19 protein-coding genes are annotated in these 16,025 nt (G+C 49.9%); 2 read left to right on the top strand and 17 right to left on the bottom strand.

The genetic code is table 11. From position 1 onward, the window contains the following. Positions 1-148 precede the first annotated feature (148 nt). On the top strand, positions 149-334 hold the full coding sequence (locus tag O3682_RS01560; RefSeq protein WP_234395568.1) for a type II toxin-antitoxin system HicA family toxin: 186 nt from the start codon (positions 149-151) through the stop codon (positions 332-334). 77 nt (positions 335-411) lie between these two features. Next, complete coding sequence (locus tag O3682_RS01555; protein WP_371508119.1) at positions 412-828, top strand: type II toxin-antitoxin system HicB family antitoxin; 417 nt, start codon at positions 412-414, stop codon at positions 826-828. Between the two features lie 59 nt (positions 829-887). Here O3682_RS01555 and O3682_RS01550 read toward each other — a convergent pair whose 3' ends face one another. From O3682_RS01550 to O3682_RS01470, 17 genes are all read right to left on the bottom strand, one after another. After that, complete coding sequence (locus tag O3682_RS01550; RefSeq protein ID WP_371508118.1) at positions 888-1,400, bottom strand: hypothetical protein; 513 nt, start codon at positions 1,398-1,400, stop codon at positions 888-890. Beyond that, a complete protein-coding gene (locus O3682_RS01545; RefSeq protein ID WP_371508117.1) occupies positions 1,397-1,873 on the bottom strand; it encodes a D-Ala-D-Ala carboxypeptidase family metallohydrolase in 477 nt (158 codons plus the stop codon). The genes O3682_RS01550 and O3682_RS01545 overlap by 4 nt, the downstream gene beginning before the upstream one ends. 50 nt (positions 1,874-1,923) lie before the next feature. Next, on the bottom strand, positions 1,924-2,235 hold the full coding sequence (locus O3682_RS01540) for a hypothetical protein (RefSeq protein ID WP_371508116.1): 312 nt from the start codon (positions 2,233-2,235) through the stop codon (positions 1,924-1,926). After that, a complete protein-coding gene (locus O3682_RS01535; RefSeq protein WP_371508115.1) occupies positions 2,235-2,720 on the bottom strand; it encodes a hypothetical protein in 486 nt (161 codons plus the stop codon). The genes O3682_RS01540 and O3682_RS01535 overlap by 1 nt, the downstream gene beginning before the upstream one ends. Positions 2,721-2,889: 169 nt before the next feature. Beyond that, positions 2,890-3,063, bottom strand: a complete 174-nt coding sequence (locus tag O3682_RS01530; RefSeq protein WP_371508114.1) for a hypothetical protein — start codon at positions 3,061-3,063, stop codon at positions 2,890-2,892. A gap of 13 nt (positions 3,064-3,076) precedes the next feature. Continuing rightward, positions 3,077-3,388, bottom strand: a complete 312-nt coding sequence (locus tag O3682_RS01525) for a hypothetical protein (RefSeq protein WP_371508113.1) — start codon at positions 3,386-3,388, stop codon at positions 3,077-3,079. Positions 3,389-3,439: 51 nt separating this feature from the next. Further along, entirely contained in the window at positions 3,440-5,398 is a 1,959-nt protein-coding gene (locus O3682_RS01520) for a hypothetical protein (protein ID WP_371508112.1), read from the bottom strand. Continuing rightward, complete coding sequence (locus O3682_RS01515) at positions 5,382-5,726, bottom strand: hypothetical protein (RefSeq protein WP_371508111.1); 345 nt, start codon at positions 5,724-5,726, stop codon at positions 5,382-5,384. Before O3682_RS01515 ends, O3682_RS01520 begins: the two co-directional genes overlap by 17 nt. After that, positions 5,726-8,773, bottom strand: coding sequence for a TipJ family phage tail tip protein (locus tag O3682_RS01510; protein ID WP_371508110.1), 3,048 nt, complete (start codon positions 8,771-8,773; stop codon positions 5,726-5,728). Before O3682_RS01510 ends, O3682_RS01515 begins: the two co-directional genes overlap by 1 nt. A gap of 135 nt (positions 8,774-8,908) precedes the next feature. Next, positions 8,909-9,631, bottom strand: coding sequence for a tail assembly protein (locus tag O3682_RS01505; protein ID WP_371508109.1), 723 nt, complete (start codon positions 9,629-9,631; stop codon positions 8,909-8,911). Continuing rightward, positions 9,628-10,383 carry a C40 family peptidase gene (locus O3682_RS01500; RefSeq protein ID WP_371508108.1) on the bottom strand — a complete coding sequence of 252 codons (756 nt, stop codon included), beginning with the start codon at positions 10,381-10,383 and terminating at the stop codon, positions 9,628-9,630. The genes O3682_RS01505 and O3682_RS01500 overlap by 4 nt, the downstream gene beginning before the upstream one ends. Beyond that, positions 10,380-11,102: a phage minor tail protein L gene (locus O3682_RS01495; RefSeq protein WP_002247810.1), complete on the bottom strand. Its 723-nt coding sequence runs from the start codon at positions 11,100-11,102 to the stop codon at positions 10,380-10,382. Before O3682_RS01495 ends, O3682_RS01500 begins: the two co-directional genes overlap by 4 nt. After that, the gene (locus O3682_RS01490) at positions 11,099-11,431 is read right to left on the bottom strand and encodes a phage tail protein (RefSeq protein ID WP_371508107.1); all 333 of its coding nucleotides are present in this window, start codon (positions 11,429-11,431) and stop codon (positions 11,099-11,101) included. The genes O3682_RS01495 and O3682_RS01490 overlap by 4 nt, the downstream gene beginning before the upstream one ends. Positions 11,432-11,452: 21 nt before the next feature. Further along, a complete protein-coding gene (locus tag O3682_RS01485) occupies positions 11,453-14,671 on the bottom strand; it encodes a phage tail length tape measure family protein (RefSeq protein WP_371508106.1) in 3,219 nt (1,072 codons plus the stop codon). Beyond that, positions 14,664-14,936: a DUF1799 domain-containing protein gene (locus O3682_RS01480; protein ID WP_371508105.1), complete on the bottom strand. Its 273-nt coding sequence runs from the start codon at positions 14,934-14,936 to the stop codon at positions 14,664-14,666. Before O3682_RS01480 ends, O3682_RS01485 begins: the two co-directional genes overlap by 8 nt. A 47-nt stretch (positions 14,937-14,983) precedes the next feature. Further along, positions 14,984-15,295, bottom strand: coding sequence for a phage tail assembly chaperone (locus tag O3682_RS01475; protein ID WP_049351687.1), 312 nt, complete (start codon positions 15,293-15,295; stop codon positions 14,984-14,986). A gap of 63 nt (positions 15,296-15,358) precedes the next feature. Next, positions 15,359-16,000, bottom strand: coding sequence for a phage tail protein (locus tag O3682_RS01470; protein WP_049351688.1), 642 nt, complete (start codon positions 15,998-16,000; stop codon positions 15,359-15,361). Positions 16,001-16,025 lie beyond the last annotated feature (25 nt).

Raw genomic sequence — 16,025 nt, 5'->3', positions numbered from 1 at the left:
TTATTTTTTACTAATTTATGTACCCCCATATATGCCCACAAATTAAAATCATCTTGAGCAATACTAAATACAACAAAAATGTTGTATTTAGTATTGCAATCACAACATTTTTGTTGTATTATGACCTTACTGTATGGAAAGGAGGTGAATGATGAAATACAGCGAATTCAGGAAATGGCTGCTCTCTCAAGGTGTAGAGTTTACCACGCTAAAACGCGGAAGCCATCAATTAATAAAACTTGGTAATAAAACATCAGTTTTCCCAAACCACGGTAGTAAAGAAATTGGTACGGGATTGGTTCAAAAAATCAAAAAAGACTTAGATCTTAAATAAATAAGAAATAAAAAGGAGCAAGCTCGGAGGAGCTTGCTACCTAATAACTATACTGGATTACTAAATGAAAGGTGCATATGTTAGCTTACCCCTATATTCTAACGCCAGACGATAATGGTACTTTATTAGTAACATTCCCAGATATTCCGGAAGCTGTCGCAGTCGGAGAAGACGAAGATACAGCAAAAATCGAAGCAATTGACGGCCTGATTTGCGCATTAGAAGGATATTTTGAAGACAGGAAAGCTGTCCCTCTGCCTTCAGAAAATGATGGTGAGCATGTTGTCGTTTTACCGGCATTAGAAACAGCTAAAATCCTGCTACTTAATGAAATGGTACAACAAAATGTAAAGAAATCCGAAATGGCAAGAAGATTAGGCGTACACATGCCGCAAATTGACCGCTTACTGAATTTGCGTCACAATACAAAAATTGATTTTTTGGAAAAAGCCGCTGAAAAGCTTGGCAAAAATCTGAATATCAGCTTCTCTTAACCTACTCTTTCCATACAGTACGCTTTTTTTATAGAGTAAGCCCCCGCAAGGGGGCTTTTTCATTCACCAGAAACAATACGGCCATAAGCCTGCCATTCAGCCAGATCATTTCTTTGCTGGTCTGCTACTTCTGCCATTCCAGCATATTCAGCCGTGCATTTTCCGAATAATGCCCAACCTTTGGCAACTGATTCATCAGATGCGCCGGCGGTGCTATCGGTTGTGGGCAGGTTTCGGCGGCCACCTTGATTTCGGGCGTACTGCTGCACGCGGTCAAGCTCGCTGCGAAGGCTATTAATAACAGTTTTCGCATGGATTCTCTCCTTTTCTATTTTGGCTTGCATCGCAGCAAATTCAGCGGTGCGCGCCCGTTCTTTTTCCAATGTTTCAGCAACATGCCGGCCTTGGGCAACAGCAAAATCTTGGCTGATTTTTGCCGTAGCGACTGCTGCACCACGCTTTTCAGCATCAGGAATGGCGACACCATAAACAAAGCCAAGCCAACACACTAAAACCACCACCAACACAATTAGGGCCGTGATGATTCTGTTTTTAAGTATCCACAGAATCATGGCACTAATCCCTGTAAATAAACGGTTTTCCCACCGCGTTTAACGGCAGTCATAACCTGATTACGTTGGGCGCCATTGTGTCGGAAACCGATGTGCACCCATGCACCATCCCCACGCTCCGGAAATTCCAAGATCAACTGGTCAAATACCAGCTTTCCAACATCGCGCATTTCAATCAGCTTTTTCGCAAAAGCAAAAGAAGTCATGCCGATAGCGTCACAATCAGCTGCCGAACCGAAACGATGTGCCGATGTTGGGCTACCACCAACCAACTTATTCACACGCTCGCTGCGAAAACAGCTTGTAACGATGATGCCACGGCCAACGTATTCACGAATTTTTTCCAACTGCTCAGCTGTCTTGCGGATATTCTGCATTTCCTTTTCAGTCGGAATATTTTCAACACCCATACGGCGGGCGGTTTCGCTACGCGTTAATTCACGCAAACTAAAATTTTGTGTTACTTGTGTCATATTCTACCTTTCGAAATAAAAAGGCCGTCTGAATATTCAGACGGCCTTTGCTAGTCTTTACTATCGATAAATTTTTCAGCTGTTTTTCTGAGCCATTTTTTCATTAGTCCCGGGGCAATGGCCTGCACGGTATCCATCGCATGACCTGTTAAAATACCGACAAACGCGCCGGCAATCGCACAAGTCCATACTTGGTTTAGCATTAAAAACCGTTCCGCTACTGCCGCCGCCGCAACCGCCGAAATCAAAGCTTCAAACAGGCTTGATACTGGCGCGTCATGGTCTTTCATGCTTGACCACACGCTACCAATGACGCCGCCCCCTATCGCGAACAGATAGCCGATTTGAAAAAAATCGTGCATTATTCCCCCTTTTGTTTCCGTTTGAATTTATCCTCCGAAAACAAGAATTTAAGTGAGTTATTTCCAGCAAGTAAGCAAAGGAACGCCAAGACGGGCGGAATAACCATACCTGTATGCGCCGGCGGATAGGCCGCCCAAAACGCATACGCCGTTAAATACCAGATAAATGCCGATACCAAAAGCATATAACCCGACAGCACTTCCCCCTTGAATGTCTGCCAGTACATCGCTGCCAGTTGCAGCACTCCGACACCGCCAAATACCAATATCAACGTAAACTCTGAAATATCCTTAAATTTATAGTATATCGGCCAGCTATAAATGTCGTTCGGGGAAAATGCGAAGACCAGTGCATAACCAATCATCGAACACCCACTTACAAATTCCACCGCACGCGTGCCTGTACCAAACAACCACTGCTGGAACCGTACGGGAAGAAAACGCCATTCAAGAATATATTTAACCCATTTGAGTGAGTTACTCATTTTTTACCTCCAAGAAAAAAGGCCATCTGAAAGATGGCCTGTTACGCAAGTTTGCCGGTAACAGCATAATGAATGGTTTGAATCCCAGCGCTGAAATAGTTTGAGCGACAAGTGAAGCCGTTTTTATCTACGAACAACAGATACAAGAAACGGTTTTCACCCGCGCCCATCAACGCAGGCTGGCCGTGAAGCGTGGGCTTTTCGGCTCGCTTATCATCGTTACCGCCGCCGAAGCCATCGCCCCAATGACGACAGCGTCAATCGGCATACCTAAAAAATGACCTGCCGCGGCCGTACCCCCTAAAGTGTACATGGCGACAGGCGTGACCAATGACTCGGACATTTCCCCACTCCCGTTATTTACCTTCAACAAGCTCTGCCCCTGCATAAGGGCTGTTTACATTTTCCGCCGATGCGACAGACGTCAGCGCCCAGTCAATAAAATCAACCCCGCGCGGGGGCGCGCCGTTCAACGTCAACTGAAACGAACTGACTGCACTTTTACCTTGCTCAAAGCAAGGCTTGTTATACCAACTTCCGATTGTTACCGAATAAATTTTATAGGCGTAATCTAAAGACATAGACGTAACCGTATGAAATTCGACCGGCACTCCGGTTTGTTCGTCTGCCATACTCTTTTGCATTCCAACCAACTGTCTTTCAGTCATAGGAATCCTCCTTAAAAAAAATGCCGCCTAAACCATTTAGACGGCAAAACATTAAAAATTAGGCGATTGGCACATCACCCAATTCTCCGGTGCAGGTTCGCGGATCATATCTCCATGATTAGCGGCCTGCGGTATTAAAATTTCCAACGAATAATCAGAATGACGGTATCCGCAACCACCCCAAAAAACAGCCTCACCATATCGACTGGTATTGTAGTTCAGCAGATTTCCCAACTGATTCATCAATGCAAAACTGTTTTTGAACTCATTTTCCTGTCGCTGCGCCCACTCATTTCCCATCTGCTCATACCATGCGCCCGCTGCGTTACTTCTTGCTAAAGATTCAGTTTGCAACTCTTTAGCCAAAGCATCTTCAGCTTTCTGAATATGCTCCTGATAATACTGAGTCTCAGAAACAGGATTTGCTTTACTATAAAAAACAATATCGCCTGCGCGGACGACCTTTGAAATTTCGAGCATCTTATTATATTGCCGATAAGAAACCGCCAAATTTTCCGACATCCGCGCATTAAATGCCGACAACAGCCCAACCTTGAACGACTGCCATTTCGATAAATTAAAACGCGGATCACCATCCCATGCGTCTTTTAAATAATCGGAATATTTGTAATTCAAAATTGGCTGATACCGAGGGATATTATCCAAATTCCAACGAAATACCTCGTCAGGAGTAGGCGACGGAGTGCGGACTCCATGAGCCTGCCAAAGGCTATGGACCCCCGCGCTCATACCCGGTTTAATTTTCTGACCAAGCAAAGCGTCCACAGACTCAAAGCCCATTATCCCAACAGGCTGGCAAACCCGATTAAACAGATACCCGCCGGTGACAACATATTTATAACCATTACCAGACGGCATCTTTTGCACGCTGCTTGCATCAGGATTGATACTCCCAAGCAATTTCAAAGGCTTCATGCTGCTACTGTATTGCTCGTACTTTAGCTTTAATTTCGGGCTGCCTTCCAAATAGGTTGTAACCCTATCCCTTAAGGCGGCATCTTCACCACTGGATAACGTCGCAACAACGTTCGCCAAGCTTTCACGCGGCTGCCTTTGATCGACGCGCGAAGTAAAGATCCACCGCGCACGCTCCACCTGACCAGTAATCAGATTCGACGGACGAGCAGGCAAACCGAAAGCCTCCGCAGTTGCCGAGCTATCACCTGTCGCCATTACATAATTCAGTAACGGCGGCGAAGGGTTGTACATATCCAACCCAAACTCTTCGAACACATGCACCGTCGAACATCGACACAAATACTGATATGGCAAACCTGCGGTTTCGTAGAAAAAGATTTCAAGCTCCGTTCCACCCGTCATTTCAACGACCATAAATCCCGCGCCAAGTGACACACTGCTATATCCGCTATGCTCATGCTCAACGGTTGCCGTACTCCGAAAGGACATAGTTACAGGCATTCCCGACACAGGATTACGACCGGACTGCAAACTGCGTAATACAAAATTCCGCTGCTCCTCCTTAGTCAACGTACCCTGCATCTTCTTTCTCAATAACGCCGCATTTTGAATATCACCACCCGATTTTAGCGCATTGCACATTAATTCAGCCATTTCCCATTTTTCACGGTCATAGCCGTTGCCCCAGCCGTGTATTACCGACGGAACAATACCTTTTGCACCCTGAAAAAACCATTGATTACTGTACAGCGGCAGCAAAAAACGAATGCCCCGATTCAGCGAATTGTAATAGCCAGGATTAGGAATATTACCAACCGGATTATTCAAATTCATAGGAGTAGAACGACCGAGATGATGACTAAACGGCAAATTTTTACTGGCATCATCAATCGTCAACTCCCGCCCATCTTCAGCAACAATCCGCAACAAAGATGGGTGAGTCCCCTGATTGAACGGATATCTCAATTTCAGACGACCTATGTATCTCGGAACGAATACCCCGTAATTACACAAATCAACGCCGTTGTCGTTGTAAATCGACAAACCCCAATCATCAGTTGAAATAGCCATACAAAAAATTCCGACCAGCAAATGCCCCACCGCCAAAATAAATATCAGGCCAGTAGCGGGAATGATAAAAATTATGCGCCCAACACAGCATCCCATTTTTAATAAAAAGCGGAGATAAATGCTCCACCTCCGGCGGAGCATTGAAATGAGATTGCGGCATCAGGAAAATACCCTTAAAAAAATGACGACGAGGGAACAGCATATCAATCGGAACCATGCCCGTCTCAGAATTGCCAAGATACAAAACACCCTCAACAACTAACGAAGATTCCAGATTCAAATCAATTTGCCGCCCATCGCTGTCAAAACAAAAAAGTCCGTAATCCATTACCACAATCCCGGGCGATAGCCCAACAAAATACGCAAACCACCTGACGAATCGCGAGCAACAAAACCATGCTGGTTCATTACCACGCTACCGCCACCAGCCGCCGCCGACGATTGAAAATCTCCATTCGGATTGACACTGAACGTCCCCATCCGCAACGTACCCGCCAAAATCGTCGGCGACTGAATCGTTTGACTTGCCGCAATATGCCGCCCATGAATCGTACCGTCTGCAATCAAATCGCCATTCAGACCAAGCGTTGACCGTCCGTTTTTCACATCCACTACCATCGCAGGCACAATCTGATTACTGTTCGGATCGACGAACATAACCCTATCGGCCATCATCATGATATGACCTTCGGCGGTCTTGCTGTCCGCACCTACTGCAATACCGGAAATCGCCCGCCGTCCGTTACCAAATGCCTGAGTCTGTAACGAATACAGGCTCTTCATATTGCCTTCCAAGTCGCTGACGACCTTTTTAACTTCGGTTACGACGGCCGTTTCAATTTTCAGCGTCTTGACTTCCTGCTTGACCTGCTCGGAAATTGCCCGACGGTCTGCCTCACCCAAACCTTTAGGCTGATTGACCAAAGCAAACAAATCACGCGACAGCTCGTCTTGAGTGATACGACCCCGCATTTGCGCCAAAATCGGAGCAGGGTCAGGGTCCGACCTACCAGCAACAGCCGTGGAAAATTCCCCGGTATTACCGGCATTATCGACAATACGCACCCAAAAATAAAAAGCGTCCGTTACCGAAACACCTGCAAGCGTGTAGGTCGTTTGCGGATACGCAACCGTCGCCAACTTAGTTGCAGCCGCCCGGTTATTTTCACGCGCATACCAAATCTCAGACGACACATTCTTCATAACCGTATCGGGCAAATACCAATCAAGCTGTACCGCGTTCATCTTAGCCGTTGCCCGAACACCGCTTACCGTGTAATCAACACTCCAGCCTTTCTCAATCGGTGCAGACAACACCCCGCGAGCATTGCGCCCGCGAATTTCCGCGCGATATTGACCATTTGGCAGGTTTTCTAGCGAAATATCAGCCGTCTGAGCATCAGGAATATGCCGATACAGTTTATTATTGCGGTAAATCTTAATATCGTAAGTTAAAACCTGACCGTTTGCGGCCAGGCTGTCCCATGTCATCACAACTGTCCCATCGTCGGTATTGACAGCCGCATCGGTCAACACAGGGGCAGTGTTGTGCAGCGTGGTAATTTCATGGTCAAAATGCGCAAAACTATCCACCGCAGCATATTTTTTCGGGTCATGCAGCAACGCGGTAACGGTATAAGTACCCGCGTCCGTATTCTCTTTGATGCCGATGGCACGGTAGAGGCGCGGCTTGACTTTGCCGGATAAAACCCACGTATCGCCAGCCTGCAACGGCACCTCACGCTCCAAAGTAACCTTATTGCCTGCTGCCGCAGTTATCTTCGCTGATTTCAGACTACCGCCTTCAGAATAAAACACCAAGGCTCCGACCGCATCGGATACAGGTCGATCCAGCGTCAGCACATTGCCCGAAATGGCGGCAACACGTCCAGACAACTCTGCACCCGCGTATTGATTGTCCATAATCTGCACGATGTCGTAAGGCAGATGCTTCAACCCCTCACGCCCGATTTCAAACGTTACGGCGTTCTGCTGCCGCAACTCAGTTTGCAGCGTCCATGCGCCGAAACGTGCCGCCTGCCCGCGCGAATCGCAGCCGAACGCAGTAATCTGCTTGATATTCAAACCATAGCGGGCGATGGCTTCGTTGTCGGCTACATATTCTGTTTTAGCGCGATAGCCATCGTATTTGTCTATATACTGCACATGAACAGCAGTATGAATGGACTTCAACGCTGCACCCGCATAATTAAACAGGCCGTCTTTAACATTGGCATTGGTATATTGCGCCACCGGATCGGCGTCGGCATCCATGACGACGGATACTTGCTGTCCGTTCCAAACCGGTAAACCGGTAAAGACGCTGGCAAGATTGTTCAAAAATTCACCTGCCTGCATCAGGTCGGTAATGTAGGCATTGCAGACGAAACGCGGCTCTTTGCCGCCGAAGCCGTCATCGACCGGCTCGTCGCAATATTTCCCGATTTGGTACAGGCTCCATTTATCTATGTCTGCCACATTCAGACGACGTGCCAGCGTGGAAAATCGCGGCTGGGTCAGCACATCGTAAAAAACCCATGCAGGGTTGTTTGTCCATGCGGTTTTGAAACTGCCATCCCATGTTCCACCCGTATATTGACGGGTTTCAGGATTGTAATTGGACGGCACTTTAACCAAGCGGCCTTTCATCAAATAATTGCGACGCGGAATCTGATTCCCGAACTGCGCCGAATCAATCGACAATGCCGCAAACGCGGTATGCGGATAGCTAAATTTCGCATCAACGATTTCAACGTAGGACGAAAAATAGGTATTGTTGCTGACCTTGTCGGTCTTGGAATCAGGCGAAATTCGGAAAACACGGATATTGAACGGCACTTGCGGCACCACATCAAATTCGACATCCTGATAATATGTCCCGCTGGATTTTTCATTGAAACGCACCTGATTTGATGCCTGCACACCATTGCTGTTTATCAACTCAACACGCATTAAGGTATCAGCAGGCACGGTGTCGCCGTTGTCTTCAACCTGCGCATTCCGCTCGACAGCGACCGTAATCCGCAAACGGCTGACCAATTCGTCGGTAACGGAGCGAACAATCGGCTGATTCTGCTTCACCGCAGCCGAAACGGCTACGGTGCGCTCGGATGCATCGAAACCCGGAACATAGGACTGGTCTTGCTCGCCACGCTGGAAATAACCCGTAACTCCATTAAAATTGTAGCTGCCGTCCGAATTTTGGACAGGAGTGTCATCAAAATACACGCTTTTGAACGGCGCATCATCGCCGTTGGCAAACCCCGAAACCACACCTTCGGACACCGCATCAATAATCCGCAGCGACTGGGCGCTGGATAAACTGTTTGGGGCTTCATAAGGTGTCCGTTGTCCCCCGCCCGATTTACCGCCCATATTGTTTCCTTTCCTGATTCAAAATCTTACTTCACGGGATTCAGAATACCAATCAAACCCAAAAAATACACAAACAAAAACAGACACGCCGCGAAGTTTGCCCCTTCGCGGCGTTTCGATTTTTCAGACGACGTTTCAACCTGAAAACGCCACCTTATAATTGCGCGCCCGCACGCTGTCATCTGAAAAGTCGGTACGGTATTTCTGCCCGTTCGGCGCGGTTGCTGCTACGCCTTGAACGAATGTCTTGGACAAACCCAAATTCAACACCGCACCTGACGAAGCCGCCGTCGATGACGGTTCGATACGGCGGGACTGCACACCCTGCGATACAACACGGCTGCCGCAGTAGCAAAGCCCGTAAGCCAACGGCACAGGGCGACCCTGTGCCGCTGTATTGGCAAGGTTGGAAAAAGCAGAATTCTTACTCTCTTCCACCCCCTTGCCGTCGGCATTCAATTTGGGCTGTTTGGTCAACATTTGGGCGACACCGCCAGCCACCATACCGATACCGACGGCGATAAGCTGTGCACCACCGGCCCAACTCGTATACGCGCCGACTACAATCAAAACCACTCCGATAATGGTTTGGATCAACCCGCCATTTTTACCTGCACCCTGTACGCGCGGAACAATGTGCAATACACCGTCAGCAGGCCGTCTGAACACGCTACCTATCGTTTCTTCAGACTGGTCTTTTCCGTCAAACCGCACCTGATACACCCCGTCCCGAATCCGCCGACGCAAGCCTTTGATTTGGGTAAACAGAGCATGCAGGGCTTCAGCGGGCGTCTCGACGTGCAAAACAAAACGGCGGCCGTACTCGCGCAGGCCGCCGTACAGACAAACAGTAATCATGCTTGCTCCATAGAGGTAAAATCATTCTCAAGTGCCTGCATCATAGCCGGCTCGAAATCGGGATGCCGCCAAACGCTGTGCGTAACATCCGCCCAATAGCGGGTATAAGGCACACGGCAGCTCAATTGATTGTAGGCATGGTGCAGCATCCAGTCGTTGCCCAAATACAGAAGGGCATGGGACGCATGCCCGCCCGTTGCCGTCAAGACCACATCACCGGCGCAAAGGCCATCTGAAACACGGGAGAACCCGCAGTTTTCCAAATGTTTTTCCCAAAAGCCTGCCGCCGCATCCTCATCTATATCGCCACGCGGATGGTCGGGGAAAACCAGCCCCATCAACATGAAGGCATCGCGCACCAGCGTGCCGCAATCCGCCTTGCCGTATTCGAAGACACGCCCGCGCAAATGCGGAACGGGGCGGAACAGTTTCAGACGACCTTGTGTAACCAAAATCCAAGGCAAGCCCGTTTCGACCTGCATCCGTCTGTCCGCACCCGATAAAAACGGCTCGCCGCGCGGATGGGAATGCACGACTGCCACAATCTCGCCGACGCGCTCCGCCGCCATCCAGTCGTCAGCGGAAATCTCAAAGGTTTCATGCGGGCTTTCGGCGCAATTGGACAAAGGCAGAAACTCATAGCCTTCATAACTGAAAACCAAAACCCCGCACATTTCAGACGGTACGGCTTCTTCAGCACACGCCAGCATTTCGCGCCGTACTTCTTCACTTAACAAATCCAAATCCATCATGTCGTTACCTTGTCGCTAGACGGGAAACCGCCGAACGGCAAAACCGCCGTCGCGCCAAACCGCGCCCTACATCCCGTCAGTGTTTTGCTGCATACGTCTTTGGACGCATCGTCCGTGGGCATATCGAAACGGTCGGCAACCGCACGCCCCGTATAACCGCATCCTTCGCCGCGATACTGCCAGCAGCAGGTATTTGCCAGCATAATACGGGCGGGAATGACCGAACCATCCGATTCAGACGGCGCGGCAAGTTCGAAGGTTGCCGTTTCTGCATTCAATGCCGTCATCCGTTCAACCAAATATTTGCCGACGACTTCCTGCATCGGGTCTGCGGTCGGATTGCGCCCGGACTGGAAATTAACCGCATCTAAAAACTTGGCATAGGTTTGACGGCGCACAACCAGCACGCCGACGAGCTGACCGAACTGATCCGCCGCGCCCGTAATCAACCCCAATAGATTCGATACCGTCAGCGTCGGACGGTTGCCCGCCCCTTGCGAAGTTGATTCAAAGCCGTCCGCCTTAATCGGATAAGGCTCATATGCCTGTCCCTGCCAGACAACCGCCGTACCCCGCTCGTTGACCTGATTGCAGAAATAGAAAACCCGACCGCCCAGCGGCCGCAAGTCCACTTGCCACAAATCGACCAAAACATCCTGCTGCACGGCAGACAAGGCTTGCAGCATCACACCCGACATGGCCTTTATACGCGGATTCATGAAAGCACCTCCTCAAACGTACAGCTCAATTCGTAGGCTTTGCCACCCTTCGCCGTTTCCTGATATTCCGCTACCTTGACCAATACAGGCACGCCATCGGGCGGTCTCCAATTAAACGGCTCAACACCGCGCCGGGCATCAAAAAAGGCTTTGATTTCTCCCATCAAAGCCTTTTGTCCGACTATCTTGATCTCCCAGCTTCGCAGCTTCGGTTTCAAAGATTTAGGCTGCCGTTGCTCGTAGCCGTCGCCAAAGCGAACGGAACGGACATCGAATTTATGTACAGCCTTATTATCCGAAGCAACACGCCATCGGAATGTTTCAGTCATGATCGGTTCCTTTCAGACGACCTATTTATGGTAAGTACCGTTTTCACGGTACACATTCTTGACATACCACTGTTCCACCATGCCCGGTATGGCGGCGGCAAGATGCTTCGCCATCTCCGTATCGGCACTGCTGTCCGATTCGGTGCTACCGTCCCGATTTATAGTGATGTTGACCTGCATGCCTCCAGCCCCGGCCGAACGGGCTCCGGTCAAAACAGACGGCAGTCCTACTGCACCGCCGCCGGCATAACCATTCAACCGCAGCCGCTCGACTGCCGCAACGCCGCCGTGATTACGTACGTCCCGCTGGGAAAATACGACTTCGCCCTTGTGGACAATGCCGGCAGGCTCATACTTCCCGCCGTATCCGGTATAACCGCCACCGGAAAACAACGCGTCGAACTGCGTACTCCCACCACCGACAATACCGCCGTCGGCATAACCCAACGCCGACTTCATTGCATTGACAATCGCCATTTTAATCAGCATTTTTGACAAATCCTGCAAAATGGAAACAGTCAGGCTTCGAAAATCAAGTTTGCCTGTGGCAACAAAGTCTGCCAGCGCATCCCCCATTTTGTCGAAGGTTTGTACGGTGGCATTTTCCATCGCCTGCCTCATCGTTCCGAATGAATCGATGTAGCTTTTCAAGCCGGACTCGATACCGCCGCGCCAATCATTGTCGCTGTCTGCACGCGCCTTCTGCATTTGAGAAAGATTGCTCATCCCTTCCGCCTTGCCGCGCTCCAATAAATCGATACTTTCCAACGGCGCACCTTCTTCACGGGCTTTCGCTATCTGTCTGTCCCACAGTCTCGCCAGCGTCAGTTTCTCGATTTCTTCACGGGTTTTGCCGATAAGCGAAATTTCAAACAGCCTGTCATCCAACTTGTCTTTCGAATCGTCGGTCATTTGCTTCACTATATCGGAATATTTTTTGGAAGCAGCCGTCAAACTATCCTGCGCGTCGGCCTTCTCCGCCAGCTCGCGGGCATCGGCCTGCTGCTTCAGCGTCCAATCGCCGAAAGTCGGGTCGGACAACAACTTCAACTGTTCGCCGATGGCGCGGTTGCCGTTTAAAATTTCCAGCACCCGCTTCGCTCCCGCCGCCGCCGCCCGACGGTTAAAATCCTCCTCCCATTTTTCGTAGCCGGAAAGAGGTTCTTTCTCCACTCCCTTAAACAACCCGAGGTGCGCCATATTTTTCACCTGGCCCTCAACACCGCCGGCAAATCGCGCAGCCGCCTCTTGAGAACGCCAGTTGAAATGCCAGTGATCGCCGGTTGCTACCGTACCGTTTTTATTGCGCTGTCCGGCAAGTTCCAGTTTAAGGTTAAAATCCTGCCCGTTTTTAAACCCCAACGACTCAAGATAACGGGTCATTTGGGCGACAACTTCCTGTTTCTGCTTCATCCCCATACTGGGAGAAGGAGTAGCATCAAATGCCAATCCACTGTTATGCAGGCTGTTTTTCCCAATGTGGTATCGATCTCGGAAGGCGCCGAAACGGAACAGACGGTCTCCCAGCATCTGCTGCATGGCATGCGCGAAGGCATATGTTCCGCCTAGCGCTTTGCCGCCCGCTTCGGCTCCCGGTTTAATCCTCAAGCCGTTCGAAACAGTGGGGTAGCTCGTTTTATCCGTTTTTTCTTTCTGTTGGCCGTGTCTTTTATCAGCATAACTCTCGTCAATCCACCGTGCGTTGCGGGCGTGCTTGTTAATATGCACCTGCCGTTCTTTCGGATCCGTGACGCCATCCAACGCCTTTTCAAGCGCCTTATCGTTTTCCTGACGTGCACGCTTCCACTGCTCGTCGCGCGGGGCATACCGCTGTGCAATGGCATCCTGTTTCGCCACGCCTTCAGTTCGGTCTTGGTTCTGCTTCTGTTTCTTCCGCAAAGCTTCAGCAGTGGCTGCATCCTTGTCGATTTCGGCAAGCAACCGGGCACGCTGCGCATAGGCTTCCTGCAGCTTACGCTCACCCTTTTCACCCCAAAACAATTGCGAAGCCGGATGTTTCTTGCTGGTTTCGATTTGGGAAATAAACGAATTCAGCGCGGCAAGTTCATCCAGCTTGGTCTTGTCCCTACCTATGGATTTAACAGCATCCCATACCTCCGACGCACTGGCTTTAATATCCTTCCACGCCCGCTCAATCAACCCAAGATTGCCCAGTACGCGTTTTGCCATATCCTCCGACTCTTCGGAGAATTTCCTCTGCACCAATGCAACCGCGTCCTGTTCCCGGCCTTGCGCCTGCAAAGCCTTGACCTGCTCGTAAACATCGGCAGTCATTGTCCGGTAGGTGGCTGATAGAGACACCACGGCTTTCAGCGGGTCTTTGGCAATTTCAGTATATTTCCCAACCAAATCGTCAATACTTTGTCCCGTTGCCTGCGACTGGAGGGTAATACTCCGGGCGAACTGTTCGTAATTGTCCGTTGCAACCTTGCCGCTTGAGACCAAGGCCGTAATTGCAGCACGCGCATCAACATAGCCGCCCGTCGCTGCCCCGACCGAAACAGCGATTTCCTGCATCCTGTCTGCAGTAATCCCTGCTGCATCTCCGGCAAGTATCAAGGCCTTACGGTATTCGCGCGATTCCTCTGCACCCTGATACATCGCATAACCCAATGCCGCAATGCCACCGCCCAACCCTGCAACAGCAAGGCGCATAGGGGAAATGACCGTGGCCAGCCCCTTAAGCATACCACCGAAGCCGCCATACATATCACGCAACTGCCCACCCTGTTGCATCATGATCAGAAACGGGCTTTGCCCGCCTGCAAGCTGGGTAACGATGTCGGTAATTTGTGCCGGGGTTTGCCGTAAGGCGTTATTGAACTGCTTGACAGACTGCGTAGCACGATTGGTCTGCGTATTATGCCTGTCCAATTGGGACAGTAGCGGATTAAGCCGTGCAATATCGATACCGCGCTGACGGGCAAGCTCTTCGTAATACTCTCGGTTTGCCTTACCGCCTGCAATCTTAACGGCTATATCGCGACGGATGGCATTTTCCAGAGAAGCCAAAGACCGTTCCGTCCGCTTCGATGCCGCCGACACTACCGTCGATGATTTCTCTGCTCCGTCGCCACTATGTACCAATCCGTCAGAAATACGCCGCCCCTGGGAAGATGCTACATCCCCCAACGACTTGATGGACTGTTTTGCCTTTTCTACGCCGCTGACGACACTGCCCGTTTCAGCGGTAATATAAATCTTGGTTTCGTTATTCATGCTCGCCTGCCCACATTGACAACACTTCAAGCTCCATCATACGGACTTTCTCCAACAGTGCTTTCCGTTTCTTCGGCTTGATATTGCCGCATTCCATAACCGCTGCAACGGCGGAATAATCCAACCCCGTCGCACCCGACATTCCGATACGCCACTGTGTCGATACTGCAATAAACAGTTGCACCGCCCGCCAGTTGCACGGCCATACGCCAAAAGTGGTCTCCTCTTCTGAAAAATCGTCCGCCGAAAATCCAAATACATTCAATTCCGCCGCATCAGGCTGCTTCTCATAAAGCGCACGCGCGGCGGCAATCAGTTTCCCTCGCGGGCATTGAAGACTTCCTCAACATAGCCGTTGACGACGGCAAACACTGCCATCGGATAGCTATCCAGCAGGATTTCGACATTCTGACGGTCGAATGCTTCTTCCAAATCCCAGCCTTGAACACAATCCAAGACGGTATCTGCCGTCCAGCCGTCTTTATGCTTTTCGGTAAATTCTTTCATCGCCTTGCGGCCGCGTGCCTTAAATTCAAATTCGACGTCCGCAGGTTCTGCACCGGGAACAGGGATTTTCACGATATGTCGGAAAGTTGCATCAGGCTTCAAAGTGAGTTTTGCCATTTCAATACTCCAAATAAATAAGGTTGCCCGAGTAACTCGGACAACCTTTATATGTCGATAAAATCAATAACGGTTTACTTCGCCGGAAATGGCGTAGGACAACGTTACAGCCATTACTTGGTTACGAACCAATTCGGGGGTTTTATTCATGCTGGGATAACCGTTATAGCAAATCAGCCCACCACCTTTCAAAACCACTTTCAAAGGCCACTTGCCGCCTTTATCGCTGCATTTTGCAGCCGCCTTGTAGCCGGGCAACGAAGTATCGTCAGCGATCTTAATCGACATTGACATAGCTGATTTCGTGGATGGGATTTGCTGGTCAAAATCATCCTCCAAAAAACCAAAATCTACATATTGCTGCTCGCCGCCACTGGTCGAAAATTCTACAATTTGCGAAACCTGCACCCAATCGGTAATTTTCTGAACAGCACCAATACCGCTGCCTGCCGGAAACTCATCTGCATTGGAAGTATCAATGCCGATCAGCTTGAATGTATCGGTTTTGACATCGCCAATCTGGAAAACGCGTTCATTCAACTTTCCCCAGCCGCTTTTAAACAAAACCAAATCGCCGTTGGCAAACCCGTGTCCTGCTACCGTCAGGACGCATTCGGCAGCATTAGTTGCCACCGTAGCTTTTTTCTCCGCCGCCAAAGCGGTCGCAATGTGAACGGTCGCACCGTTCGGTAATTTCACTGCCATACTTTAACTCCAAATTAAAGGCAAT

Source organism: Neisseria sp. 27098_8_112 (assembly GCF_041433235.1).
GTDB lineage: Bacteria > Pseudomonadota > Gammaproteobacteria > Burkholderiales > Neisseriaceae > Neisseria.
Note: the sequence above shows the minus strand (reverse complement) of the source record. Positions and strands in the feature narration are given on the sequence as shown.